Raw genomic sequence first — 24,806 nt, 5'->3', positions numbered from 1 at the left:
GCTCCTCTCGCCAGAGTCAGACGGCACGAGAGTTCCAACCGTCGCCGGGACTGCCATTAGGGAAAATCCTTCTGAAGTGACCACTCGGTTTTTGGTATGGTGCAGCTCGTTTTTTAACGGACTGATGTCATGCCCACGGATCGGCACTCAATTTATGTCAAAGAGTTGCTGTAGAAATGCCTGAACCCATCCCGATCAAGGATCACGAAAAAGAGACGCGTCTGGTCAACAAGCGGTTGATCGCCTGCGCTCTGTTCGTCTTTGCTATCAGCTGCGCGCTGGTGGTGCGCCTGTACATCCTGCAAGTGGTTGAATACGACTACCACTCGACCATCTCTGAAAACAACCGCGTGCACGTCTTGCCGATTCCGCCGACAAGAGGCCTGATCTACGATCGCAATGGTGTGCTGCTCGCTGATAACCGTCCCAGTTACAACCTGATCATTACCCGCGAACGCGCCACTGATGTTAATCAGGAGCTGGACGAGGTAATTAATCTGCTGCATTTACCCGCCGAAGATCGTACGGTTTTCGATAAGGCCCTGAAGCAGTCCCGTCACCCATTCACGCCGGTGACACTGTTCTACGAGCTGACGGAGGAACAAATCGCCGTGTTGGCGGTTAACGAGTTCCGTTTGCCTGGCCTCGATGTCGAGCCGCAGTTCGTTCGGCATTACCCGTTGGGGGCGCATTTCGCACATTCGATCGGCTACGTTGGCCGGATCAATGAAAAAGAGTCCAAGACCCTCGATTCGGTTGAATACCGTGGCACGCAGTCCATCGGAAAAACCGGTATCGAACGCTTCTACGAAGCGCAACTGCACGGTCACGTTGGCTATGAAGAAGTTGAGACCAACGCCCAGGGCCGAGTATTGCGGGTGCTCAAGCACACCGATCCGGTCCCTGGCAAAAACATCGTTCTAAGTCTCGACGTCAAACTGCAGGAGGCTGCGGAAGCCGCACTGGGCGACCGTCGTGGCTCGGTGGTGGCTCTCGACCCGTCCACCGGTGAAGTGCTGGCCATGGTCAGCAATCCGAGTTTCGACCCGAACCTGTTCGTGACCGGTATCAGCTCCAAGGAGTACTCGGCGCTACGCGATTCCATCGACCGCCCGCTGTTCAACCGTGTGTTGCGCGGCCTTTATGCGCCGGGTTCGACCATCAAGCCGGAAGTGGCAATCGCCGGCCTCGATGCCGGTGTCGTGACGCCGCAGACCCGCGTCTTCGACCCAGGCTACTACCAACTCCCGGATTTCGATCACAAGTACCGCAACTGGAACCACAGTGGCGATGGCTGGGTGGACATGGACGCGGCGATCATGCGCTCCAACGACACCTACTTCTACGACCTGGCACACAAGCTCGGCATCGATCGTCTGCACGACTATATGGCGATGTTCGGCCTCGGCGAAAAAGTCTCGCTGGACATGTTCGAAGAGTCGCCCGGTTTGATGCCATCTCAGGCCTGGAAACGTGCCACACGTCGTCAGGCGTGGTTCCCTGGGGAAACGGTGATTCTGGGTATCGGCCAGGGTTATATGCAGGTTACGCCGTTGCAACTGGCTCAGGCCACCGCGCTGATTGCCAACAAGGGCGTATGGAATCGCCCGCACCTGGCGAAAACGGTCGATGGCGTGGCACCGGTCGACGAGCATCCGATGCCGAATATCCTGCTGAAAAACCCGCGTGACTGGGATCAGGTCAACCACGGCATGCAGATGGTGATGCACGATGCCCGGGGTATCGCGCGCGCCGCAGCGGCAGGAGCGCAGTATCGCATTGCCGGTAAGAGTGGTACCGCGCAAGTGGTAGCGATCAAGCAAGGCGAGCGCTACAACCGGGAGAAAACTCTTGAGCGCCATCGCGACAACGCCTTGTTTGTTGGTTTCGCTCCGGCAGAGCACCCGAAGATCGCCATCTCGGTGATGATCGAAAACGGTGAGGCCGGTGGTCGAGTGGCCGGCCCTGTGGTGCGACAGATCATGGACGCCTGGTTACTGGACCAGGACGGCCACCTCAAGCCGCAATACGCGGCGCCGGCCAAGCCGCCGGGTGATCCCCACGTCTAACGGAGTCAGCTTCACAGCACCGCCTCACGCCGGCTGAGCTGTGAAGCTCTTACGTTTGGGCAACTGACTACTTGCAGCTGTAACCCTCGGGCATCGTGACGCTGTAGTTGCGTTGCATGCGATCCTGGAAGTTCAAATTCTGCAGGCCCTGCTCGACCAGAAACGCTTCGACCTTGGCGGCCTGACAGTCCTCGTTATAAGACGACGCCCGCAGCAGATACACCGTGCGCTTGCTCGCTTCATCCCGGGCGGTGGCAATGAACGTACTGAGGGTTGTGTAGCCGATACGCTCTGAAGTTCCCACCGGGCCATAGGTCGTATTGGGCTTACTGGTGCAGGTCAGTCGGTCATCTTTCTTCTTGGCGTTCTTGCACACGGTCGTAGTGCTGGTCGGCACTTGCCCATAGTCGGTGGCGGTATAGCGGTAAGACACTTGCCGGCTGCCGATATCGAGAGTAATGATCATTTTGATCGGCGCGTGATTCCTGGGCAGGCTGGCGTCGGTATAAACCTCCTGAAAGCCTCTGTCTTTCAGTGCGTTGACCATGTCGCGAAGATAGTAGCGGGCATTCAGTGCGTTCTCATCGGCGCCGTTGGCCGAGGTCACCAGCACGGTTGCCTTTCGATCGAACTGATAGTCCGGATCAGGTATTGCGTTGAGTGCTACGTCTATTTGCGTGGCGCAGCCGCCAAGCAACGCGGTCAGCATTAATAGGACGCAGAACAAATAACGGGACATGACAAAGACGCCTTGCAACTAAGGATTGAATAAAAGTTAAACGGATGAGGGGGCGATAAATAAACCGCCGCCAGCGGGCTAGTCTTTCTGGTATTCCAGCAGATCGCCAGGCTGGCAATCGAGCGCAGCGCAGAGCTTGTCCAGAGTTGCCATCTTCACGCCTTTGACTTTGCCGTTTTTGAGCAATGACAGATTCGCCTCGGTGATCCCGAGCAGGGCGGCTAACTCTTTTGAACGAATTTTTTGCGTGGCCATGACTACGTCAAGGCGGACAATAATGGTCATTATATTGTTCTATATGTATTGGCTTTGCTCATCGCTGAGTACTTTTGCGTCACGCATGATAATTGAAAAAATACAGAGTAATACGCCTTTGATTATTTCGTAGGCAGAAGCGGAAGACATTCCGATAGAGAACTGGAAAATCCGATCCCCCGGCGGTAGATCTATCGACAACGCCAGACCTTGCAAGGTCTCTATTAACGGGTAGGTTGCCGGAGAAACGATGCAGAGTACGCCTACTCGCCAGAGGACCCTGATGTTGCGGTCGGTCCAGGTTTCGCCGCGCGACAAGCGCAGAAAAAACAAACCGGTCAGCCATAACGCGTAAGCCGACAGGACCACGGGCAGGAAATCCAGAAAGACGATCAGCGCCGTGACCGTTGATGACAGCCAGGTGTCGGGATCAAGCAGTGCGCCTTCGACAAACGGGTCAAGCAATTGCGGCGAGCCCTCAGCAAAGGCATAGAGCAGGCCCGCCAGCATTTCATCCTTTTTGAAGAACCAGATCGTTGCGTTGCCGCCGACCTCCGTTACCCCCAGAACCCAGACGAGAATTGCTGCCAGCAGCCCTATCCAATGCATGCGCTGCAGCGCCAATCCGTTGATGTGAGTACTCATGAAAATTCCTGGTTGCTACAATTTGGTAGCGAATTCTCGATGATAAATTATCTAATTACAATAATTAATTTTTGATTTTAATGCTTGAGCATCCTCTTCTAATCCGGCGCCGCATGGTCGCTCGCATGGTGCGGGGAGTCGGTAGGCTGGCCAGCGCGCGACAGGTGCTCCGAGTGGGGAATCAACAAACCTGTCGGCGAAACTGAAACCCCTGCTACATCAGGCCCCTGGCACCGGGCAACTCATGTCACCTTCCTGACAATTCAAATACTGCTTCAGCGCCTCGACCCGCACCTTGGTCACCTCGGTCAGGCAATTGCTGTAAATCAATGGATAAACACTCCCGCCGTCCACACCGGACGCGGAAAACTTGCATTCGGCATCACGAAAGCCGATCCACGCCCGCTGCGCGCTCACCAGCAGCTTTTTGGCGTCGGCGTTGTCCTTCAAACGACCGGTGATCTGCTGATACACCGCGTTCAGCTGCTTGTCCGCTGCCTTGAATTCCTGCCCGGCGCACTGGTTCATGGTGGCCTGATCGCTGGCGTTGGCGCAGTCGACGGCGGCGTGGGCGAGAGGCGTGAACAGGACGGGTGTCAGGGCCAGGAGCAGGCGTGGGAGCATGGTTAATCTCACTGTGTCGGATGAAAGTGCAGAGCAGTTTAGCGGCTGTGGTGCTTGTATTCAGGAACGCGCAGTCGGGAGGCTTCGAGCAGGCGATCCGCTGTGGCTGCAATCTCCTCGCCGTCATGAAGTATTTCCAGCCAGTGAGCAGGAATCGCCCGAACGCCATAATAGGCCCCGGCCAATTGACCGACGATCGCGGCAGTGGTGTCAGCATCATCGCCGAGGTTGGCGGCTTGCAGAATCGCCGCTGTAAAACTGTCGGTGTGATGAAAACACCACAGCGCGGCTTCCAACGACTCAACGCTGTAGCCGCTGCCACGGATATCATTGACTGATTTGGCCAGATAATCTCCCCGAGCAATCGCGGCAACTTTAGGCTCAGTGAAAGCTGAGCGCGGCAGCCTGCACAGTTCGTTTTTGCAGGTACCGAACAGCGCGTTGGCGATCAGTTCGGCAAACAATTGACAGCATTCGATGGCTTCAGGGGCCGCGTGGGTTGTCCGCGAACTGTCGCTGGCGAACTGGCGAATCTGCTGGACGTCAGGGAAGAAAAACAGCACCACCGGCGCCAAACGCATGAGCGAGCCGTTGCCGGCGGTAAACGGGTCGGTTGACCCGGCAAAGGGCTGACCGGTTTGCTGATACTGCGACAGTGCCTGACTGACGGTCATTCCAATATCGAAACAATCCCCCGTCGAGCTGAGATATCCCCACCGCCACCAGTTCAGATAGCGTCCCATCTGGTCCGCCGCATCGAATGTGTTTTTGCTCAGAAGACTCTCCGCCAGGCACAGCGCCATCGAGGTGTCATCCGTCCATTGTCCGGGCTTCAAGTGAAAGGGGCCACCGCCGACCATGTCCGTCAGCGGCTGGAATGAGCCTCGTGGCTTGAACTCCACCGTGGTGCCGACGGCGTCGCCGCAAGCGAGACCGAGCAGAGCGCCGCGATAACGTTCGGATAGAGATGGCTGCATGCTTCGTCCTTGTTTGTATCCATTTCGCTGGAAAAGGTAACAGGTTCAGCGGGAGGGTTGCGTCAGTCATTCACTTATTCAACGATCGGAAATGCCGCCGAATGTTTCCTTTGGACTGAACAGGTGCAGCTCTTTGATACAACTTCAGGTTGGACATGTGGTCATACAAGCCTACTGTTCAAAACAGGAGGTGACTTATGAAACCGGTACCCAATAGTTTCGAACGCAAAATCATGCTCAAGGCATCGCGTTCTTATGTCTGGCGCGCATTGGTTGATGCCGAGGCGTTTGGCCAGTGGTTTGGTGTAGCGCTGGAGGGCAGGCGGTTCATTGCCGGGGAATGGACGCAAGGGCAGGTCACCTATCCAGGTTATGAGCATGTGTTGTGGAACGTGCTCGTCGAGCGGGTCGAGCCACAGCAGTTGTTTTCGTTTCGCTGGCACCCCTACGCAGTCAATCCAAAGATCGACTATTCACAGGAGCCGACGACGCTGGTCAAGTTCGAGCTGCAGGATTACGAGGGCGGCACTTTGCTCAAAGTGTCCGAGTCCGGCTTCGCGCACATTCCCGATGTACGACAGAAGGAGGCGTATTACATGGACAGCCGTGGCTGGGAGGAACAGCTGAGTCGACTTGAACAGTTTCTCGCCGAAAGCGCGAAGGCGCGCGAGCGTGACGGTGACTGACTGCGCAATCTTCGAACCCTGGTTGCAACGCTGGGCGCTGGTGCCGGACGGTGAGCCGATCATAACCCTCGGCAGCCGTCTGTTGCCGGTGCGTTTTGGCGAAACGCCGGCCATGCTCAAGGTTGCGCTGGATACCGACGAGCAATTCGGCAATCGACTGATGACTTGGTGGGACGGTGAGGGCGCAGCGCAGGTGCTGGCCCATCACGAGGAAGGTTTGTTGCTGGAACGGGCCATGGGCCGGCGTTCGTTGATGCACATGGCGCTCAACGGTGAAGACGACGAAGCCACGCAGATCATGTGCACGACACTAGCGCGCTTGCATGCGCCGCGCCCGACGCCGCCACCGCCGCTGGTGGAGCTGGCACCGTGGTTCGCCTCGCTGCGCGTGGCCGCGGCCGAACATGGCGGGACCTATGCCCTGAGCCTGCGAGCGGCTGAAGCCTTGCTCGCAGATCCGCAGGACGTGGTGGTGCTGCACGGTGACATGCACCACGACAATGTTCTCGATTTCGCTGCACACGGCTGGCTCGCTATTGATCCCAAACGAATACGTGGCGAGCGCGGTTATGACTACGCCAACCTGATCTGCAACCCGGACTTGCCGACGGCTGGCGATTCACAGCGATTGCGCCGGCAGGTTGAGGTGATCGTCGAGGCGTCCGGGCTTGATCGCCGACGCTTGCTGCAATGGGTGCTGGCGTTTGCCGGATTGTCGGCCGCCTGGTTCTTGGAGGACGATGCGCAGCAACAGGCTGCCCAACAGCTGCAGGTCGCGCAAATCGCCGCTTGCCTGCTGGATGACTGAGAGGGCTAAGGGTTTTCGGAAGGGCTGGTATAGCGAATGTCTTACACGCGGTGGTAGCTTTTGCGACTATTGCCGATTGGATCCACGGCGTAATCTACACCCATCAACTGAGACACAGGGAGTGTTTCAGGATCACGGATGATCGACCATAGCAAGGATCGCTGCCGACAGGGAGTCGATAATGGTCTTGGGAAAAACCCGCTTCGGCGGGTTTTTTTTCGCCTGTACAAAAGCGCTGAAGGCTTGTGTCGAGCACCTGTAGCGAGGGGATTTATCCCCGATGGGTAGCGAAGCGACCTCAAAAAAGGGCCTGCTGCGCAGTCCATCGGGGATGAATCCCCTCACCACAGGAATCAAGCAATCAAGAGGCGATCAGCTGCCGCAACACGTAGTGCAGAATCCCACCGGACTTGAAGTACTCCACCTCATTCAACGTATCAATGCGGCACAGCACCTCGATTTTCTCCTGTCGCCCGTCTTCACGGGTGATCACCAGAGCCAGGTTCATGCGCGGGGTCAGCTCGACACCGGTCAGGCCCTGAATATCCAGGGTTTCCTTGCCGGTGAGGTTCAGGCTCTTGCGGTTCTGATCGAGCTTGAACTGCAGCGGCAACACGCCCATGCCCACCAGGTTGGAACGGTGGATACGCTCGAAGCTTTCAGCGATCACCGCTTTGACGCCCAGCAGGTTGGTGCCTTTGGCCGCCCAGTCACGGCTGGAGCCGGTACCGTATTCCTGACCGGCGATCACCACCAGCGGCGTGCCCGAGGCCTGATACAGCATGGCTGCATCATAAATCGGCATTTTCTCGCCGCTCGGGATGTAGATCGTGTTGCCACCTTCTTCGCCGCCGAGCATCTCGTTACGAATGCGGATGTTGGCGAATGTGCCGCGCATCATCACTTCGTGGTTGCCACGCCGTGAACCATAGGAGTTGAAGTCCCGCGGCTCCACGCCTTTTTCGCGCAGATAGCGCCCGGCCGGACTGTCAGCTTTGATGTTACCTGCAGGGGAGATGTGGTCAGTGGTTACCGAATCGCCCAACAGCGCCAGAACCCGCGCGCCCTTGACGTCGGTGATCACCGGCAACGGTCCGGAAATGTCGTCGAAGAACGGTGGATGCTGGATGTAGGTCGAATCGTCCTGCCACACATAGGTGGCGGCCTGCGGCACTTGGATCGCTTGCCATTGCTCGTCGCCGGCAAACACTTCGGCGTATTCCTTGTGGAACATCGCGGTGTTCACCTGATTCACCGCCTCGGCGATTTCCTTGCTGCTCGGCCAGATGTCGCGCAGGTACACCGGATTGCCTTGCTGGTCGTTACCCAGCGGTTCAGTGCTGATGTCGGTGCGCACGCTGCCGGCCAAGGCGTAGGCGACCACCAGCGGTGGCGAGGCCAGCCAGTTGGTTTTCACCAGCGGATGCACCCGTCCTTCGAAGTTGCGGTTGCCGGAGAGCACCGACGCCACGGTGAGGTCGGCTTTCTGAATGGCTTTCTCGATCGGTTCCGGCAGTGGCCCGGAGTTGCCGATGCACGTGGTGCAGCCATAACCGACCAGCGAAAAGCCCAGTTGATCGAGGTATTGCGTCAGCCCCGCCGCCTTGTAGTAGTCGGTGACCACTTTCGACCCGGGTGCCAGCGAACTCTTGACCCACGGCTTGCGGGTCAGGCCTTTCTCCACGGCTTTTTTTGCTAGCAGACCCGCCGCCATCATCACGCTCGGGTTGGAGGTGTTGGTGCAGGAGGTGATCGCGGCGATTACCACCGCGCCGTTTTTCAGGCGATAGGTCTGGCCTTCGTATTCATACTCGGTTTCGCCGACCAGATCGGCGTTACCCACGGCCACGCCACCACCACCCTCGCTTTCCAGGCGACCTTCTTCCTTGCTGGTGGGCTTGAATTGCAGGTCCATGAAGTCACTGAAGGCCTGCGCCACGTTCGGCAGCGAAACCCGATCCTGCGGGCGCTTTGGCCCGGCAAGGCTGGCTTCGACGCTGCCCATGTCCAGCGCCAGGCTGTCGGTGAACACCGGTTCCTGACCGGGCAGGCGCCACAGGCCCTGAGCCTTGGTGTAGGCCTCGACCAGTTTCACCACTTCGGCCGGGCGACCGGACAGGCGCAGGTATTCGAGGGTTACGTCATCGACCGGGAAGAAGCCGCAGGTCGCGCCGTATTCCGGGGCCATGTTGGCGATGGTCGCGCGGTCGGCCAGTGGCAGATCGGCGAGACCGTCACCGTAGAATTCGACGAATTTGCCGACCACCCCTTTTTTGCGCAGCATCTGCGTGACGGTCAGCACCAGGTCGGTGGCGGTGATGCCTTCCTTGAGCTTGCCGGTGAGTTTGAAACCGATCACTTCCGGAATCAGCATCGACACCGGTTGGCCGAGCATCGCGGCTTCCGCCTCGATCCCGCCGACGCCCCAGCCGAGTACGCCGAGGCCGTTGATCATGGTGGTGTGGGAGTCGGTGCCTACCAACGTGTCGGGGAAGGCGTAGGTGCGGCCGTCCTCATCCTTGGTCCACACCGTGCGCCCGAGGTATTCGAGGTTGACCTGGTGGCAGATCCCGGTGCCTGGTGGCACCACGCTGAAGTTATCGAAGGCGCTCTGGCCCCAGCGCAGGAACGCATAACGCTCGCCGTTGCGCTGCATCTCGATGTCGACGTTCTGTTCGAAGGCGCTCGGGGTAGCGAATTTGTCGACCATCACCGAGTGGTCGATCACCAGATCCACCGGCGACAGCGGGTTGATTCGCTGCGGATCACCGCCGGCCTTGGCCATGGCGGCGCGCATCGCGGCGAGATCCACCACCGCAGGTACACCGGTAAAGTCCTGCATCAATACCCGGGCAGGGCGGTACTGGATTTCCCGGTCGGAGCGGCGCTCCTTGAGCCAGGCAGCGATGGCCTTGAGATCGGCGCCAGTGACAGTTTTTTCATCTTCCCAGCGCAGCAGGTTTTCCAGCAGGACTTTCAGCGACATCGGTAGCTGGTCGATATTGCCAAGGCTCTTGGCGGCATCGGGCAGGCTGAAATAGTGGTAGGTCGTATCGTCGATTTGTAGAGTTTTAAGGGTCTTCAGACTATCGAGGGACGGCATTACGATCACTCCTTTGAGTCCGCACGGCTACGGACGGAGGGGACGGGCAGAGCTATCAACGTAGCCCTGTTTTCAGTAGCTGGCTAATAACTGGACTCTATGGGCAAGTCCAAGGTTCCGACATCGGCTATCATGCGCCGGTTTTCGTGACAGGCTTTGCTTCACCGCAAGGCTTGAGCAGCGTGCAGGGGCCGAATGTCCGCCCTCTGCCCAGGAGTAAGAATGAACACCCTATTCATGCATTGCCGGCCAGGCTTCGAAGGCGAAGTCTGTTCGGAGATTTCCGACCTCGCCGCCCAACTCAACGTCGCCGGTTACGCCAAGGCCAAGCCGGCCACCGCGTATGCCGAGTTTGTCTGCACCGAAGCAGACGGTGCCGAGCGCCTGATGCGCGGCCAACGCTTCGCCGAGCTGATTTTCCCGCGGCAATGGGCGCGTGGCGTCTTCATCAATCTGCCGGAAACCGACCGTATCAGCGTCATCCTCGAGCACATGGCGGACTTCCCGGTCTGCGGCAGCCTGTGGCTGGAAGTGGTCGACACCAACGACGGTAAAGAGCTGTCGAACTTCTGCAAGAAATTCGAAGGCCCGCTGCGCAAGGCGCTGACCGGTGCCGGTAAACTGGTGGACGACGCGAGCAAACCGCGCCTGCTGCTGACCTTCAAAAGTGGTCGCGAAGTGTTCCTCGGCATGGCGGATGCCGGCAACTCGGCGATGTGGCCGATGGGCATTCCGCGTCTGAAGTTTCCGCGCGAGGCGCCAAGCCGTTCGACCTTGAAGCTGGAAGAGGCCTGGCACCATTTCATCCCGCGTGACCAGTGGGACGAGCGCCTGCACAGCGACATGACCGGCGTCGACCTCGGCGCGGCACCGGGCGGCTGGACCTGGCAATTGGTCAACCGCGGCATGCTGGTGACCGCCATCGACAACGGCCCGATGGCCGAGAGCCTGATGGACACCGGACTGGTGCAGCACTTGATGGCCGACGGCTTCACCTTCAAGCCCAAGCAGCCGGTGGACTGGATGGTCTGCGACATCGTCGAGAAGCCGGCGCGCAACGCGGCGATGCTTGAAGAGTGGATCGGCGAGGGCCATTGCCGCGAAGCGGTAGTCAATCTCAAGCTGCCGATGAAGCAGCGTTATGCCGAAGTGAAGCGCTTGCTCGAACGCATCGCCGATGGCTTCAAGGCGCGTGGGATCAAGGTGGATATTGGCTGCAAGCAGCTGTATCACGACCGCGAGGAAGTGACCTGCCATCTGCGTCGGCATGACATCAAGAAAACCAAATCCCGCTGAGTCACCACTAAACCCTGTGGAAATGATCTCTGTGATGAGGGGATAAATCCCCTCGCTACAGATGACTGAGCACCCGGCAATGCGCGACAATGCCGGCCAGTTTCAGGAGTGAATCATGAGTGAAATGATCGATACGCCGGTCGACGGCACCCTCGACGCCACCGGTCTCAATTGCCCGGAACCGGTGATGATGCTGCACCAGCACATCCGAGACCTGGTACCTGGCGGCCTGCTCAAGGTGATTGCCACCGATCCCTCGACCCGTCGCGACATTCCCAAGTTCTGCGTGTTTCTCGACCACGAACTGGTGGGCCAGCACGAAGAGGCTGGTACTTATCTGTACTGGATCCGCAAGAAACAAGCCTGACCCTCAGGCAAACGCAAAACCCAATGTGGGAGCGGGCTTGCTCGCGAAAGCGGTGTGTCAGTCACTGTAAATGTCGACTGAAACACCACTTTCGCGAGCAAGCCCGCTCCCACATTTTTTTTATCCTGCGTAAGGGTTTTAGCCGGCGCTGCGACTGATCCGAATACGCTTGCGCGCACTTCGGGTCAGGCGGATCGACAGCATGAGTGCCGCGCAGCTCAAACCGACGATCAAACCCTGCCACAAGCCGCTCGGGCCACGCGGTTCGCCGAGCCAGTCGGTCAGGCCGAGGGCATAACCCACCGGCAGGCCGATGCCCCAGTAGGCGAACAGGGTCAGGATCATCGTCACCCGGGTGTCCTGATAACCGCGCAGAGCGCCGGCAGCCGTCACTTGGATCGCATCGGAAAACTGAAACAGCGCCGAGTACACAATCAGCATCGCCGCGATATGGATCACCGTCGGATCAGCCGTATAGATCGACGCAATCGGCTCGCGCAGCAACAGCATCATGCTCGCCGAAATACAGGCGTAAGCCAGTGCAGTGCTCATGCCGACGCCGGCTGCAAAGCGTGCTTCACGCGGCTCTTCACGGCCCAAGGCCTGGCCGACGCGTACGGTCACCGCCATACCTAGCGAATACGGAATCATGAACACCAGCGAGCTGACGTTCAGCGCGATCTGATGCCCGGCCACCACGGTGGCGCCAAGGCTGCCGATCAGCAGGGCGATCACTGCAAAGATGCTCGACTCGGCAAACACCGCGATGCCAATCGGCAGACCGATCGCCAGCAGACGCTTGATCACCGCCCATTGTGGCCAGTCGAAACGGCTGAAGATCTCGCTCGAACGATAGGCCGGCGCCCAGCGCTCGTAACCGGCCAGCCCCAGCACCATGACCCACATCACGATGGCCGTGGCCCAGCCGCAACCCACGCCGCCCATGGCCGGCACGCCGAAGTGACCATAGATGAAGATGTAGTTCAGCGGAATGTTCAGCGCCAGACCGCACAGCCCCAGCACCATCGCCGGGCGGGTACGGCCGATGCCGTCACTGGTGCAGCGCAGCACATGATAGAACGCCACCGCCGGCAGACCGCTGGCAATGCCGTGCAGGTATTGCATGCACGGGCCGATCAGCTCGGGATCGACCTTCATCAGGTGCAGCACCGGTTCGGCGGCGACCAGCATTGCTGTCGCGATCAGGCCCACCACCAGCGCCAGCCACAGCGCCTGACGCACGATCGGGCCGATTTCACTGTGGGTGCCAGCGCCAAAACGCTGGGCGACTTTCGGCGTGGTGGCCAGCAGGGTGCCGGTCATCAGCAGAAACACCGGGACCCAGATCGAGTTGCCCAGCGCTACCGCCGCCAGATCTTTCGGCCCGACGCGGCCGGCCATCACCGCATCGACGAAGCCCATCGCGGTAGTCGCCAGCTGCGCGATGATGATCGGCAAGGCCAGGGCGAGCAGGTTCCTGAACTCCAGGCGAATTCGCGCGGGGCGGGTGAGTGAGGCAGCGAGAGGTTGATCAGTAACAGAATTCACAGGCAAAGCGTCCACAGGTGTTGATGCGCAAGGCGCCGCATTCTACGCCGCTGACGTGACAGTCAGGAAAAATCCTCTGTTGCGGATTTGTAATCATCGATGCCATCCACTGTGGCGCTGGCCCAACGGTGGATCTGCACCTAAACTGCCGATCCCCTCAAGGAGCCCGCCATGCTGATTGTTGCCGACGAAAATATTCCGCTGCTCGATGCCTTTTTTGCCGGTTTCGGCGAGATCCGCCGGGTGCCGGGCCGTTCCATCGATCGTGCAACGGTCGAGCAGGCCGATGTGTTGCTGGTGCGCTCGGTGACCAACGTCAACCGCGCGTTGCTCGAAGGCAGCAAAGTGCGTTTCGTCGGCACCTGCACCATTGGTACCGATCACCTCGATCTCGATTATTTCAACGAGGCCGGCATCAGCTGGTCCAGCGCGCCTGGTTGCAATGCGCGGGGCGTGGTCGATTACGTGCTTGGCAGCCTGATGACTTTGGCGGAAATTGAAGGCGTAGATCTGCCACAACGTACTTACGGCGTCATCGGTGCCGGTGAAGTCGGCGGCCGGTTGATCAAGGTCCTCAAGGGCCTGGGCTGGAATGTCAAAGTTTGCGATCCGCCGCGTCAGGCAGCCGAGGGCGGCGATTACGTCAGCCTCGAGCAGATCATCGAGCAGTGCGACGTGATCAGCCTGCACACGCCGCTGACCCGTACCGGCGAGGGCGCGACCTGGCATCTGTTTGACGAACGGCGTCTGCAACAGCTCAAACCCGGCACCTGGCTGATCAACGCCGCGCGTGGGCCAGTGGTGGATAACGCCGCATTGCGCAACGTGCTGCTGGAGCGCGAAGACCTGCAAGCGGTGCTCGACGTCTGGGAAGCCGAGCCTGAAGTCGATGTCGCCCTCGCCGAACTCTGCGTGCTCGCCACGCCGCACATTGCCGGTTACAGCCTCGATGGCAAACAGCGCGGGACGGCGCAGATCTATCAGGCTTATTGCGAGTTTATCGTTCAGCCGCCGAGCATCCAGCTCAGTGACCTGTTGCCGGCACCGTGGCTGTCAGAAGTGACCCTGCACGCCGACAGCGATCCGGCCTGGGCGCTGGCGATGTTGTGCCGCGGGGTGTACGACCCGCGCCGCGATGATGCGGATTTTCGCCGCAGTCTTGTAGGCAATGTCACTGAACAGCGTGCGGCCTTCGATGTGTTGCGCAAGCAGTATCCGGTGCGGCGCGAGATCGAGGGGTTGAAGGTGCGGATCGACGGTGATTCGCCGCAGTTGCAACAGATTGTGGCGGCGCTGGGGGCGGTGGCTGTCTGAAAATCCTGTAGGAGCTGCCGAAGGCTGCGATTTTTTGATCTTGCCTCTGAGAAACAAAATCAAAGGATCGCAGCCTTCGGCAGCTCCTACACAGAACAGAAGAGAACGGCAGGCAGAAAAAACCCGGCCAAACAGGGGCCGGGTCAGGAAGACGGTGGCTATATCACTTTTGTTCGGCAGGCTTGACCAATCGCTTCTCCAGTTCGCGGCACGCGTCCTGGATCATGTCTTCAGTGATCGGTACTTCACGCCCATCCTTGTCGATAATCGAGCAACCCAGAGGTTGGCCGGGCTTGGTGCGGATCACTTGAATCTTGTCATCGCTGCTGTGTTGCAAGGACATGGCCTGTCTCCTCATCAGGTTGTGCACGTAGATTAAAACCGCCACGTGACCAGGCTGTGACAACACCCTTGGGTCTGTCAAAAGCGGCACCTCCAGTCCAACAGAAATGACCGCTCGTCTCAACCGGGACATTAGACCAATAGCAACTATGGCCTAGTCTTTGGGGGCATATTTAACCTGACTCATTGTGATTTACAGAGTTCCGCCCCATAGAAGGTTTAGGCTAGCCCTTTCACCAACACGGATGTGTACCTGAATGATCTCGAAGCTTTCTTCCCGGCACCGTCGAGCGCTGAGCCTGACCAGCCGGTTTCTGGCGCCTTATCGTTGGCAAGTCGGCGCTGCTCTGCTGGCGCTGATCGTCACCGCGGCGGTCACTTTGTCGATGGGGCAGGGGATCAAATTGCTGGTCGATCGGGGCTTCATGACGCAGTCGCCGCATCAACTGAACCAGAGCATCGGCATCTTCATGCTGATGGTACTGGGCCTGGCGGTCGGCACGTTTGCACGGTTTTACTGGGTATCGTGGATCGGTGAGCGCTGTGTGGCGGACATCCGGCGCGAGGTGTTCAACCATCTGGTGTACCTGCATCCCGGGTTTTACGAAAACAACCGCAGTTCGGAGATTCAGTCCCGGCTGACTGCCGACACTACGTTGCTGCAATCGGTGATCGGCTCGTCACTGTCGATGTTTCTGCGCAACCTGTTGATGGTGATCGGCGGGGTGGTCCTGCTGTTTATCACCAACCCGAAACTCACTAGCATCGTGGTGATTGCCTTGCCGTTCGTGGTCGCGCCGATTCTGATTTTCGGTCGGCGCGTGCGTAATCTGTCGCGGCTGAGTCAGGACCGGGTCGCCGACATTGGCAGCTATGTCTCCGAAACCCTGGGCCAGATCAAGACCGTGCAAGCCTACAACCATCAGGTGCAGGACGAGCGCCGTTTTGCCACGACCGTCGAGGACGCGTTCGATACCGCACGCAAGCGCATCTTTCAACGCTCGTGGATGATCACTGTGGTGATCGTGCTGGTGCTCGGCGCGGTGGCGGTGATGTTGTGGGTCGGCGGCATGGACGTGATTGCCGGGCGCATTACCGGTGGCGAACTGGCGGCGTTCGTTTTCTACAGCCTGATCGTCGGCAGTGCGATCGGCACGTTGAGTGAAGTCATCGGCGAGTTGCAGCGTGCGGCGGGTGCCGCTGAGCGCATTGCGGAACTGCTCAGTTCGCAGAACATCATCCAGCCACCGAGCATCGGACTGGTGACATTGCCAGAACGGATCAAGGGCGAGCTGCAATTGCAGAATGTGCGGTTCTCCTACCCGTCACGTCCGGACAGCTACGCCGTCAACGGCTTGAGCCTGACCATCAGGGCCGGCGAGACCCTGGCCCTTGTCGGGCCATCCGGGGCCGGCAAGTCCACGGTGTATGACTTGCTGTTGCGCTTCTACGACCCGCTTGAAGGCCGGATCCTGATAGATGGCGTGCCGCTGACCAGCCTCGACCCGCTGGATCTGCGGCGCAATTTCGCCCTGGTCTCGCAATCGCCTGCGCTGTTTTTCGGCAGCGTCGAAGAGAATATTCGTTACGGCAATGCAGATGCGACGCTGGAACAGGTCAAGGAAGCGGCAAGAATTGCCCACGCCCATGACTTCATCGAGAAGATGCCCAATGGCTATCAGACCCACTTGGGGGACGCCGGCCTCGGACTTTCCGGCGGCCAGCGTCAACGCCTGGCGATTGCCCGCGCGCTGCTGGTGGATGCGCCGATTCTGCTGCTGGACGAAGCTACCAGCGCCCTCGATGCGCAAAGCGAACATCTGATTCAGGAAGCCTTGCCCAGCCTGATGCAAAACCGCACCACGCTGGTGATCGCACACCGACTGGCCACGGTGAAAAACGCCGACCGGATCGCCGTGATGGATCAGGGCCAGTTGGTAGCGATCGGTACCCATCAGGAACTGATCGTAAGCAATCCGCTGTATGCGCGGTTGGCAGCGCTGCAGTTCAATGATGGGCATGCGGTGGCGGTGTAGAACTGCCGCAGACCTTTGATGAAGACAAAAAAATGCCCGCATCGATTGATGCGGGCATTTTTCATTTCAGGTATTCAGCACCTGTCATTGATCGTCGAAATACCGCTCATGCCAGTCCACCAGCGGCTGCGGCGAATTGAGCTTCTGCCCGTAGATCACCGAGTATGACAGCACGTTTTGCACGTACTGGCGGGTTTCGTCGAACGGGATGCTTTCCACCCACACGTCGAAGCTCAGGTGATCGGCACCGCGCAGCCACTGGCGCACGCGGCCGGGGCCGGCGTTGTAGGCGGCGGAGGCCAGCACGCGGTTGCCGTTGAACTGGCTGTGCACCTGGCTCAGATAGGCGGCGCCGAGCTGGATGTTCTTGTCCGGATCGAGCACTTGCTGCGGCGAGGCCAGCGGGATGCTGAACTTGCGTGCGGTTTCCTTGGCAGTGCCGGGCATCAACTGCATCAGACCGCTGGCACCAACGCCGGAGCGGGCGTCGTCCATGAAGGCACTTTCCTGGCGAGTAATGGCGAACACCCAGCTCGAATGCAGGCCGCGCGTCTTGGCTTCACGCACCAGTGTGTCGCGGTGGGCCATCGGGAAGCGGATATCCAGGTCGTCCCAGTATTGCGCCTGACTGATGGTGCGGATGGCCGGGAAGTACCATTTCAGGTCGTAGGCCAGTTTGGCCTGAGCGACCATTTCGTCACGATTGAAATGGCGACTGACGTGATACCACTCGCGGCGACCGTCAACGATCTGCCCGCGCGCATGGAATTCCAGCGCGCGCCGCACGCCGGGAGTGTTACGCACCTTGTTGATGGTGGCCTGACTGAGTACCAGCGGCTTGTTCATCAGCGAGTAAGGCAGTTGCGAGCGGTCGGCAGCGAGGAAACCGTAGAAGTCGCGTTCCTTCGCCAGATTTTTGTACAGGGTCTGCGCTTCCGGGTTCTGCGGTTGCGCCAGTTCCAGGCTGCGGGCCTGCCAGTAACGCCAGCGGTTGGTGGTCGCCAGATCCTGTGGCAGACGACGAGTCAACTGATACGCATCGTCCCAGCGTGCCAGTCGCAGCAGCAAACGCAGGCGCCATTCGGACACGGTGTTGTCACGCAGCTCCGGATCGTATTTGGTCATCACGTCCAGCGCACGACTGTCGAAACGCCGGGCCAGGGTCAGGCCGATTTCCCGGGCGATCGCGACTTTCTCGTCACGGGAGAAATGCATGCTGCTGGCGTATCCGTCGAGCAGGGCCATGGCCTTGTCCGGATCCTGACGGGCGAGGCGGCGCAGGCCGAGGCTGACCACGTCGGACATCGGCTCGTCGGCCGGGGTGAAGCGCGACGGCTGATTGAGCAGCTCGGGTTTCTGCGCCACATCTACCAGCAGCCGACCGCGCGGGGCGAGGGTGGTCAGGCCGTTGACCAGACTGTTGGCCAGTGGATAGTTGCGCGCCTGGGCGGCGAGTTTGGTGCGTTCCCAGCGTTTCTGTTCGGTCAACTGGCCGTCGGCGGCCCAGATGCCGAACAGCCCGTCACAGGCAGTCGGTTGCGATTTACCGGTCAGCCACAGTTTGTCGGCGTTGGCATAGCCCTCGGCCTTGTGGCCGCTGCTGATCTGGAACTGCGCATTGAGGCAGTCCAGTTCGGTGAAGTTGAGTTTAGGGTCGTAATATTTGGTGAAAGTAGCCCAGTCGCCACGGTCGGCGAGCCAGCGCAGCCAGCGCAGCTTCATCCAGTTGGCCTGGGGCAGGTCGCCGTGCTCGGCGAGGAACTTCTCGATTTCGGCGTTGCTCGCGGTTTTCAGACGCGCGGTCAGTTCGTCGTAGGCCAGATACGGTTCCAGCGGGTAATCGGCGAGGGCCTGGCTATAACGGAAGTACGGGCCGGTATCGCCCTTGGCCAAGGCACGCTTGGCTTCATCGTAATACTGGCGTTGGGTGGACAGATCCACCGCCTGGGCGGATTGAGCGGCAGCGGCGGTAAGTAGCAAACAGGACAAGACACTGAAAAGGCGACTGCGCATGAGACATCCGGGCAGAGAAATCATGACAAGCACCGGCCGCGGCCAGCACTGAATTGTCTGTAGCTTAGCCTTTTGCCAGCAACGGGCGAAAGCTTTGCCGGTCTTGCAGCACAAGTTCGCAACAAATGTTGTGCAGAGTGCTTCGGCAGACAAATTGCCGGCCTGCTGAGAGCCTAACTCAGGTAGAATGCGCGCCCGGTTTTTGGAGAAGCTCATGACCCTGCTCAAATTCAGCGATGTGTCCCTTGCATTCGGCGCGATGCCGTTGTTGGACAAGGTGTCCTGGCAGATCGCCCGTGGTGAGCGGGTGTGCATCATCGGCCGCAACGGCACTGGCAAATCCAGCATGATGAAACTGGTCAAGGGCGACCAGAAGCCCGATGACGGCTCGGTGTGGCGTGCCCCCGGTCTGAAAATCGGCGAATTGCCGCAAGAATTGCCGGTGGCCGACGGGCGGACCGTATTCGACGTGGTTGCCGAAGGCCTCGACGGCGTTGGCGCCTTGCTCGCCGAATACCATCACCTGAGCCAGAACATCGTCACCGACGCCGATCTGGACAAGCTGATGCATGTTCAGCACGACCTCGAAGCCCGTGACGGCTGGCGCCTGCAGACCTTGGTCGACAGCACTCTGAGCCGCCTGCAACTGCCGGCCGACAAGACCCTCGCCGAGTTGTCCGGTGGCTGGCGTCGTCGGGTGCTGCTGGCGCAGGCGCTGGTGTCCGAACCGGATCTGCTGCTGCTCGACGAACCGACCAACCACCTGGACATCGGTGCGATTGCCTGGCTCGAAGAAGCCCTGAAGGATTTCCAGGGCGCCGTGCTGTTCATCACGCACGACCGTTCCTTCCTGCAGAACCTCGCCACGCGCATCCTCGAACTGGATCGCGGTGGCCTGATCGACTGGAACGGCGATTACGCCAGCTTCCTCGTGCACAAAGAAGCCGCACTGGCCGCTGAAGAAACCGCCAACGCGCTGTTCGACAAGCGTCTGGCTCAGGAAGAAGTGTGGATCCGTCAGGGCATCAAAGCTCGTCGGACCCGTAACGAAGGCCGTGTGCGCGCTTTGAAAGCCCTGCGTGTTGAGCGCAGCGAGCGTCGCGAGCGGACCGGCAAGGCGAATATCCAGCTGGAAACTGCCGACAAGTCCGGCAAGCAAGTGATGGTGTTGGAAAATGTCAGCTTCCATCACCCGGACGGTCCGTACCTGATCAAGGACTTCTCGATGGTCCTGCAGCGCGGCGACCGTATCGGCCTGCTCGGCGCCAACGGTACCGGCAAGACCACCCTGCTGAAGCTGATGCTCAATGGTCTGCAACCGACCAGCGGCAAAGTGGAAGAGGGCACCCGGATTGACGTGGCCTACTTCGACCAGTTGCGCCATCAGCTGGATCTGGAAAAGACCGTGATCGACAACGTCGCCGAAGGTCGCGACTTCATCGATATCGACGGCCAGAGCCGCCACGTCCTGAGCTACCTCGGTGACTTCCTGTTCAGCCCGCAGCGTGCGCGCACGCCGGTCAAGGCGCTGTCCGGTGGTGAGCGTGCGCGCTTGCTGCTGGCCAAACTGTTCAGCAAACCGGCGAACCTGCTGGTACTCGACGAACCGACCAACGACCTCGACGTGGAAACCCTCGAGCTGCTCGAAGAAGTGCTGCTGACCTTTAACGGCACTGTGCTGATGGTCAGTCACGACCGGGCGTTCCTCGATAACGTGGTCACCAGCACCCTGGTCTTCGAAGGTGAAGGTAAGGTGCGTGAATACGTCGGTGGCTATCAGGACTGGATCCGTCAGGGCGGTTCGCCGCGCCTGCTGGGCGTGACCGAGAGCAAGTCGGGCAAGGCTGATCTGAATTCGGCTGTGGTCACCGCTGAACCTGTCGTGGCTGCCGCACCTGCCGCTGCCGCGCCGGCAGCCAAGAAGAAGCTGAGCTACAAGCTGCAGCGTGAGCTGGAAGCATTGCCGGGTGATATCGATGCCAAGGAGCAGCAGATCGCGGCCGTCGAAGCCGAAATGGCTGAAGCCGGCTTCTATCAGCGTCCGCCGGCAGAAACGGCCAAGGTGATTGCTTCGCTGGAGCAGTTGCAGGCTGAGCTGGATGCACTGGTGGAGCGTTGGGCCGAGCTGGATGCCTGATTGATCCGGTAACAAAAAAGCCCGACGCTCAGTGATGAGCGCCGGGCTTTTCATATTCGGGTCTCGGTGAAGATTCAATGTGGGAGCGGGCTTGCTCGCGAAAGCGATGTATCAGGCAGCATCAATGTTGAATTTAACGACGCCTTCGCGAGCAAGCCCGCTCCCACAGGTTTTTGTGTTTCAGCGTTTGATCAGGTGCACCGCCAGCACATCGCAAGGTGCGCCGTGCAGCACGTCGTTGGCCGTGGAACCCAGCAACAGTGCCAGACCGTGCCGGCCGTGGCTGCCGACCACGATAAGATCGCAAGTGTTTTCCTTGGCGAAATGATGGATTTCCTGGCGTGGCTGGCCATAGGTCAGGTGGCAATTGGCGCCCTCAAGTTCGGCGTATTTGGCTTTCAGGCGTTCAAGTCGCTCCTTGGCCTGATCGAACTGCTGCTGTTGCAGTTGTGACAGATCCATCGGCACGTCGCCGCCAAACGCCATCGCCATCGGTTCGACGATATGCACCAGCGACAGCTTGGCGCCATTGCTCGCCGACAGCTCGCGGGCGCGGTGAATCACAGGGTCGCACTCTTCGGTCAGGTCTACGGCGACCAGGATATGGTTGTAGGGCATGAGGTGCTCCTCGTGACGGTTCAATATTGTTAAGTATGGCTGGTTTCAAGCGCATTGGTTCCAAAGTGACACAATGCGCTCACCTTAAGTCGGGAGTAGAGATATGACGGTCTGGTTGGTGGTGTCAATCCTGCTGGTGGTTTTGAGTCCACTGGCGTGGTTGCGCCCGTCGCGCGTGCAGAGCGGCCGGATGGCCCTGCGCATGGAGGCGCGACGCATCGGGCTGGCCATGCAGCTGGCGCCTCAGGAGTGGCCGCACTGGCTGTCTCAGGAGCCGCCCAGCCCGTGCGCGCAATATCATCGGCCACGGCGTGGCACTCAGCCGGCGTGCTGGACCTACTGGCAGAAATCGCCGGGGGTATGGGTCAATCAGTGGCAGGAAGTCTGCGAGGACCGGTTGCTGCTCGATCATTTCGAAAAGTTGCCGGGCAACGTGTTCAAGGTCGAGGCCGACAAGCAGATGATCGCGCTGTACTGGGGCGAGAAGGGCGAAGCCACGGTTTTGCAGGATATCGACGCGACTCTGAAAGCGCTGGCCTGACTCGCGGACTTTTCCCACTGCAAGGGTGGGGAGCGTCCGGCAGACGAGCAATAAAAAGCCCGACATGATTCATCGGGCGGGGTGGCCAGGCAGGCCGGTAACTGTTTTTATCGCTGCCTTGGCTTTTCGCGGTCAGCGATTCTCCCTGTAGTCCAGCCAGCGTAGCCTGTTAAACAAGGCTCGCCGGGAATTAGGGCGACTTTTCTAACTATTGATTCTATGAATGGCTTTGCATGCAGCTGCGTGTTGCGGATCTGTGTGCAACGGAAATGACCACAAAGTCGCATTTCAACCCGTATTTTGGGCGATTGACAATTGTTGGAAATTCCGTGAAGGTGACGTACCCAAATCAAACGGGCGTATGAATTGAGCGTTTGTCTTACAGACTGCTCCTACAGAATCCCGACTATCGCGTTGGCGGGTGTGCCGGGTGGATTGGCGTCAGCATCGACGAAAAAGCGTCCTGCCGAGCCATTTACCTGCGTCCGACGTGTACTGTTCAGCTTCCATATCGTGGAGATCAGTTGATGATTTACGAAGGTAAAGCCATCACGGTTAAAGCTCTTGAAAGTGGCATCGTCGAATTGAAATTCGACCTCAAGGGTGAGTCCGTCAACAAGTTCAACCGTCTTACCCTGAACGAACTGCGTCAGGCCGTGGACACCATCAAGGCAGATGCTTCGATCAAGGGCGTGATCGTCAGCAGTGGCAAGGACGTGTTCATCGTCGGCGCCGACATCACCGAATTTGTCGACAACTTCAAGCTGCCGGATGCCGAGCTGGTTGCTGGCAATCTCGAAGCCAACAAGATCTTCAGCGATTTCGAAGACCTCAACGTTCCGACCGTGGCCGCGATCAACGGCATCGCCCTGGGTGGCGGTCTGGAAATGTGCCTGGCGGCGGACTACCGCGTCATGTCGACCAAGGCCAAGATCGGTCTGCCGGAAGTCAAACTGGGCATCTACCCAGGCTTCGGCGGCACCGTGCGTCTGCCGCGCCTGATTGGCGTCGATAACGCCATCGAATGGATTGCCGCCGGCAAGGAAAACCGTCCTGAAGATGCGCTGAAAGTCAGCGCCGTCGACGCCGTGGTTGCTCCAGAGAAGTTGCAGGAAGCTGCCCTTGAACTGATCAAGCGCGCCATCTCCGGCGAGTTCGATTACAAGGCCAAGCGTCAGCCAAAACTTGAAAAACTCAAGTTGAACGCCATTGAACAGATGATGGCTTTCGAAACCGCCAAAGGTTTCGTGGCAGGGCAAGCTGGCCCGAACTACCCGGCGCCGGTTGAAGCCATCAAGACCATCCAGAAAGCCGCGAACTTCGGTCGTGACAAGGCGCTGGAAGTCGAAGCCGCCGGTTTCGTCAAACTGGCCAAGACCTCTGCCGCGCAGAGCTTGATCGGTCTGTTCCTGAACGATCAGGAGCTGAAGAAAAAGGCCAAGGCCTACGACGAAATCGCCAAGGACGTGAAGCAGGCTGCCGTACTGGGCGCCGGCATCATGGGTGGCGGTATCGCCTATCAGTCGGCCTCCAAAGGTACGCCGATCCTGATGAAGGACATCAACGAGCACGGTATCGAGCAGGGGCTGGCCGAAGCCGCCAAACTGCTGGTTGGTCGCGTTGACAAAGGCCGCATGACCGCCGCGAAAATGGCTGAAGTGCTCAACGGTATTCGTCCGACCCTGTCATACGGTGACTTCGGTCACGTCGATCTGGTTGTTGAAGCCGTGGTCGAGAACCCGAAGGTCAAGCAAGCTGTGCTGGCTGAAGTCGAAGACAAGGTCAAAGAGGACACCATCCTCGCGTCCAACACCTCGACGATTTCCATCAGCTTGCTGGCCAAGGCCCTCAAGCGCCCGGAAAACTTCGTCGGCATGCACTTCTTCAACCCGGTGCACATGATGCCGCTGGTGGAAGTGATCCGTGGCGAGAAGTCCAGCGAGCTGGCGATTGCCACAACCGTTGCCTACGCCAAGAAAATGGGCAAGAACCCGATCGTCGTCAACGACTGCCCGGGCTTCCTGGTCAACCGCGTTCTGTTCCCGTACTTCGGCGGTTTCGCCAAGCTGGTCAGCGCTGGTGTGGATTTCGTCCGCATCGATAAAGTCATGGAAAAATTCGGCTGGCCGATGGGCCCGGCGTACCTGATGGACGTGGTCGGCATCGACACCGGTCACCACGGTCGTGACGTGATGGCTGAAGGTTTCCCGGATCGCATGAAGGATGACCGTCGTTCGGCCATCGACGTGCTTTACGAAGCCAAGCGTCTGGGCCAGAAGAACGGCAAGGGCTTCTACGCCTACGAAGCCGACAAGAAAGGCAAGCAGAAGAAGGTTGCCGATCCGTCGGTGCTGGAAGTGCTCAAGCCGATCGTTTACGAGCAGCGCGAAGTCACTGACGAAGACATCATCAACTGGATGATGATCCCGCTGTGCCTGGAAACCGTGCGCTGCCTGGAAGACGGCATCGTTGAAACCGCCGCCGAAGCCGACATGGGTCTGGTCTACGGTATCGGTTTCCCTCCATTCCGTGGCGGTGCGCTGCGCTACATCGATTCGATCGGTGTGGCCGAGTTCGTTGCCCTGGCTGACCAGTACGCTGATTTGGGCGCGCTGTACCACCCGACCGCGAAGCTGCGCGAAATGGCCAAAAACGGCCAGAGCTTCTTCGGTTAAGCGCCCCCAACTA

General features: G+C 59.3%; 20 protein-coding genes. 10 read left to right on the top strand and 10 right to left on the bottom strand.

Annotated features, from left to right (window positions below):
• Positions 1 to 176 precede the first annotated feature (176 nt).
• A complete protein-coding gene (gene mrdA, locus ACM6I7_RS10735; protein ID WP_150369307.1) occupies positions 177 to 2,069 on the top strand; it encodes a penicillin-binding protein 2 in 1,893 nt (630 codons plus the stop codon).
• Between the two features lie 67 nt (positions 2,070 to 2,136).
• Here the strand turns inward: mrdA and ACM6I7_RS10730 are convergent, their stop codons facing one another.
• The 5 genes from ACM6I7_RS10730 to ACM6I7_RS10710 all read right to left on the bottom strand — a co-directional run bounded on the left by ACM6I7_RS10730 (position 2,137) and on the right by ACM6I7_RS10710 (position 5,309).
• Positions 2,137 to 2,808, bottom strand: a complete 672-nt coding sequence (locus tag ACM6I7_RS10730; protein WP_183781273.1) for a hypothetical protein — start codon at positions 2,806 to 2,808, stop codon at positions 2,137 to 2,139.
• Between the two features lie 78 nt (positions 2,809 to 2,886).
• Entirely contained in the window at positions 2,887 to 3,093 is a 207-nt protein-coding gene (locus tag ACM6I7_RS10725) for a helix-turn-helix domain-containing protein (protein WP_003226632.1), read from the bottom strand.
• Positions 3,094 to 3,102: 9 nt separating this feature from the next.
• A complete protein-coding gene (locus ACM6I7_RS10720; RefSeq protein WP_095140016.1) occupies positions 3,103 to 3,708 on the bottom strand; it encodes a DUF2975 domain-containing protein in 606 nt (201 codons plus the stop codon).
• Between the two features lie 219 nt (positions 3,709 to 3,927).
• Positions 3,928 to 4,332 (bottom strand): lysozyme inhibitor LprI family protein, encoded by a 405-nt coding sequence (locus tag ACM6I7_RS10715; protein WP_336838466.1) that lies wholly within the window; start codon positions 4,330 to 4,332, stop codon positions 3,928 to 3,930.
• 38 nt (positions 4,333 to 4,370) lie between these two features.
• Positions 4,371 to 5,309 carry an ADP-ribosylglycohydrolase family protein gene (locus ACM6I7_RS10710; RefSeq protein ID WP_336838468.1) on the bottom strand — a complete coding sequence of 313 codons (939 nt, stop codon included), beginning with the start codon at positions 5,307 to 5,309 and terminating at the stop codon, positions 4,371 to 4,373.
• Between the two features lie 197 nt (positions 5,310 to 5,506).
• Between ACM6I7_RS10710 and ACM6I7_RS10705 the strand changes: the two genes are divergently transcribed.
• Positions 5,507 to 5,995, top strand: coding sequence for an SRPBCC family protein (locus tag ACM6I7_RS10705; protein ID WP_095140019.1), 489 nt, complete (start codon positions 5,507 to 5,509; stop codon positions 5,993 to 5,995).
• On the top strand, positions 5,982 to 6,803 hold the full coding sequence (locus tag ACM6I7_RS10700) for an aminoglycoside phosphotransferase family protein (protein WP_285373594.1): 822 nt from the start codon (positions 5,982 to 5,984) through the stop codon (positions 6,801 to 6,803). The genes ACM6I7_RS10705 and ACM6I7_RS10700 overlap by 14 nt, the downstream gene beginning before the upstream one ends.
• A 361-nt stretch (positions 6,804 to 7,164) precedes the next feature.
• Here ACM6I7_RS10700 and acnA read toward each other — a convergent pair whose 3' ends face one another.
• Positions 7,165 to 9,906 (bottom strand): aconitate hydratase AcnA, encoded by a 2,742-nt coding sequence (gene acnA / locus ACM6I7_RS10695; protein ID WP_414888531.1) that lies wholly within the window; start codon positions 9,904 to 9,906, stop codon positions 7,165 to 7,167.
• A gap of 222 nt (positions 9,907 to 10,128) precedes the next feature.
• Between acnA and rlmM the strand changes: the two genes are divergently transcribed.
• The gene (gene rlmM / locus ACM6I7_RS10690) at positions 10,129 to 11,202 is read left to right on the top strand and encodes a 23S rRNA (cytidine(2498)-2'-O)-methyltransferase RlmM (protein ID WP_285373596.1); all 1,074 of its coding nucleotides are present in this window, start codon (positions 10,129 to 10,131) and stop codon (positions 11,200 to 11,202) included.
• Between the two features lie 115 nt (positions 11,203 to 11,317).
• Entirely contained in the window at positions 11,318 to 11,569 is a 252-nt protein-coding gene (gene tusA / locus ACM6I7_RS10685; RefSeq protein WP_003226616.1) for a sulfurtransferase TusA, read from the top strand.
• 138 nt (positions 11,570 to 11,707) lie between these two features.
• Here the strand turns inward: tusA and ACM6I7_RS10680 are convergent, their stop codons facing one another.
• A complete protein-coding gene (locus ACM6I7_RS10680; RefSeq protein ID WP_414888530.1) occupies positions 11,708 to 13,117 on the bottom strand; it encodes an MATE family efflux transporter in 1,410 nt (469 codons plus the stop codon).
• Positions 13,118 to 13,288: 171 nt separating this feature from the next.
• On the opposite strand from ACM6I7_RS10680, the gene pdxB reads away from it, so the two are divergent.
• Positions 13,289 to 14,431, top strand: a complete 1,143-nt coding sequence (gene pdxB / locus ACM6I7_RS10675) for a 4-phosphoerythronate dehydrogenase PdxB (RefSeq protein WP_414888529.1) — start codon at positions 13,289 to 13,291, stop codon at positions 14,429 to 14,431.
• 163 nt (positions 14,432 to 14,594) lie between these two features.
• On the opposite strand, the gene ACM6I7_RS10670 is transcribed toward pdxB, so the two are convergent.
• Positions 14,595 to 14,774: a PA1571 family protein gene (locus ACM6I7_RS10670; protein WP_027611439.1), complete on the bottom strand. Its 180-nt coding sequence runs from the start codon at positions 14,772 to 14,774 to the stop codon at positions 14,595 to 14,597.
• Positions 14,775 to 15,030: 256 nt separating this feature from the next.
• Between ACM6I7_RS10670 and ACM6I7_RS10665 the strand changes: the two genes are divergently transcribed.
• A complete protein-coding gene (locus tag ACM6I7_RS10665; RefSeq protein WP_247269266.1) occupies positions 15,031 to 16,809 on the top strand; it encodes an ABC transporter transmembrane domain-containing protein in 1,779 nt (592 codons plus the stop codon).
• Positions 16,810 to 16,893: 84 nt separating this feature from the next.
• Here ACM6I7_RS10665 and ACM6I7_RS10660 read toward each other — a convergent pair whose 3' ends face one another.
• Positions 16,894 to 18,822, bottom strand: a complete 1,929-nt coding sequence (locus ACM6I7_RS10660; RefSeq protein WP_414888528.1) for a transglycosylase SLT domain-containing protein — start codon at positions 18,820 to 18,822, stop codon at positions 16,894 to 16,896.
• Positions 18,823 to 19,036: 214 nt separating this feature from the next.
• On the opposite strand from ACM6I7_RS10660, the gene ACM6I7_RS10655 reads away from it, so the two are divergent.
• Positions 19,037 to 20,959, top strand: a complete 1,923-nt coding sequence (locus ACM6I7_RS10655; RefSeq protein WP_098964816.1) for an ATP-binding cassette domain-containing protein — start codon at positions 19,037 to 19,039, stop codon at positions 20,957 to 20,959.
• 180 nt (positions 20,960 to 21,139) lie between these two features.
• Here ACM6I7_RS10655 and ACM6I7_RS10650 read toward each other — a convergent pair whose 3' ends face one another.
• Positions 21,140 to 21,577 carry a universal stress protein gene (locus tag ACM6I7_RS10650; protein WP_330207089.1) on the bottom strand — a complete coding sequence of 146 codons (438 nt, stop codon included), beginning with the start codon at positions 21,575 to 21,577 and terminating at the stop codon, positions 21,140 to 21,142.
• 103 nt (positions 21,578 to 21,680) lie between these two features.
• On the opposite strand from ACM6I7_RS10650, the gene ACM6I7_RS10645 reads away from it, so the two are divergent.
• Together ACM6I7_RS10645 and fadB are read left to right on the top strand one after the other, a co-directional pair.
• The gene (locus tag ACM6I7_RS10645; RefSeq protein ID WP_027611444.1) at positions 21,681 to 22,118 is read left to right on the top strand and encodes a hypothetical protein; all 438 of its coding nucleotides are present in this window, start codon (positions 21,681 to 21,683) and stop codon (positions 22,116 to 22,118) included.
• Between the two features lie 527 nt (positions 22,119 to 22,645).
• Positions 22,646 to 24,793, top strand: coding sequence for a fatty acid oxidation complex subunit alpha FadB (gene fadB / locus ACM6I7_RS10640; RefSeq protein WP_024013640.1), 2,148 nt, complete (start codon positions 22,646 to 22,648; stop codon positions 24,791 to 24,793).
• Positions 24,794 to 24,806: the final 13 nt, after the last annotated feature.

Origin of the sequence: Pseudomonas sp. IT-93MI4 (assembly GCF_949767635.1) — a bacterium.
Lineage (GTDB): Bacteria > Pseudomonadota > Gammaproteobacteria > Pseudomonadales > Pseudomonadaceae > Aquipseudomonas > Aquipseudomonas putida_A.
The sequence above is the reverse complement of the archived record's forward strand: the minus strand, read 5'-3'. Positions and strand labels throughout refer to the sequence as shown.

Coding starts and splice junctions, on each gene's coding strand:
- mrdA (WP_150369307.1), top strand. CDS start 177: ATGCCTGAACCCATCCCGATCAAGGATCACGAAAAAGAGACGCGTCTG.
- ACM6I7_RS10730 (WP_183781273.1), bottom strand. CDS start 2,808: ATGTCCCGTTATTTGTTCTGCGTCCTATTAATGCTGACCGCGTTGCTT.
- ACM6I7_RS10725 (WP_003226632.1), bottom strand. CDS start 3,093: ATGACCATTATTGTCCGCCTTGACGTAGTCATGGCCACGCAAAAAATT.
- ACM6I7_RS10720 (WP_095140016.1), bottom strand. CDS start 3,708: ATGAGTACTCACATCAACGGATTGGCGCTGCAGCGCATGCATTGGATA.
- ACM6I7_RS10715 (WP_336838466.1), bottom strand. CDS start 4,332: ATGCTCCCACGCCTGCTCCTGGCCCTGACACCCGTCCTGTTCACGCCT.
- ACM6I7_RS10710 (WP_336838468.1), bottom strand. CDS start 5,309: ATGCAGCCATCTCTATCCGAACGTTATCGCGGCGCTCTGCTCGGTCTC.
- ACM6I7_RS10705 (WP_095140019.1), top strand. CDS start 5,507: ATGAAACCGGTACCCAATAGTTTCGAACGCAAAATCATGCTCAAGGCA.
- acnA (WP_414888531.1), bottom strand. CDS start 9,906: ATGCCGTCCCTCGATAGTCTGAAGACCCTTAAAACTCTACAAATCGAC.
- rlmM (WP_285373596.1), top strand. CDS start 10,129: ATGAACACCCTATTCATGCATTGCCGGCCAGGCTTCGAAGGCGAAGTC.
- tusA (WP_003226616.1), top strand. CDS start 11,318: ATGAGTGAAATGATCGATACGCCGGTCGACGGCACCCTCGACGCCACC.
- pdxB (WP_414888529.1), top strand. CDS start 13,289: ATGCTGATTGTTGCCGACGAAAATATTCCGCTGCTCGATGCCTTTTTT.
- ACM6I7_RS10670 (WP_027611439.1), bottom strand. CDS start 14,774: ATGTCCTTGCAACACAGCAGCGATGACAAGATTCAAGTGATCCGCACC.
- ACM6I7_RS10665 (WP_247269266.1), top strand. CDS start 15,031: ATGATCTCGAAGCTTTCTTCCCGGCACCGTCGAGCGCTGAGCCTGACC.
- ACM6I7_RS10660 (WP_414888528.1), bottom strand. CDS start 18,822: ATGCGCAGTCGCCTTTTCAGTGTCTTGTCCTGTTTGCTACTTACCGCC.
- ACM6I7_RS10655 (WP_098964816.1), top strand. CDS start 19,037: ATGACCCTGCTCAAATTCAGCGATGTGTCCCTTGCATTCGGCGCGATG.
- ACM6I7_RS10650 (WP_330207089.1), bottom strand. CDS start 21,577: ATGCCCTACAACCATATCCTGGTCGCCGTAGACCTGACCGAAGAGTGC.
- ACM6I7_RS10645 (WP_027611444.1), top strand. CDS start 21,681: ATGACGGTCTGGTTGGTGGTGTCAATCCTGCTGGTGGTTTTGAGTCCA.
- fadB (WP_024013640.1), top strand. CDS start 22,646: ATGATTTACGAAGGTAAAGCCATCACGGTTAAAGCTCTTGAAAGTGGC.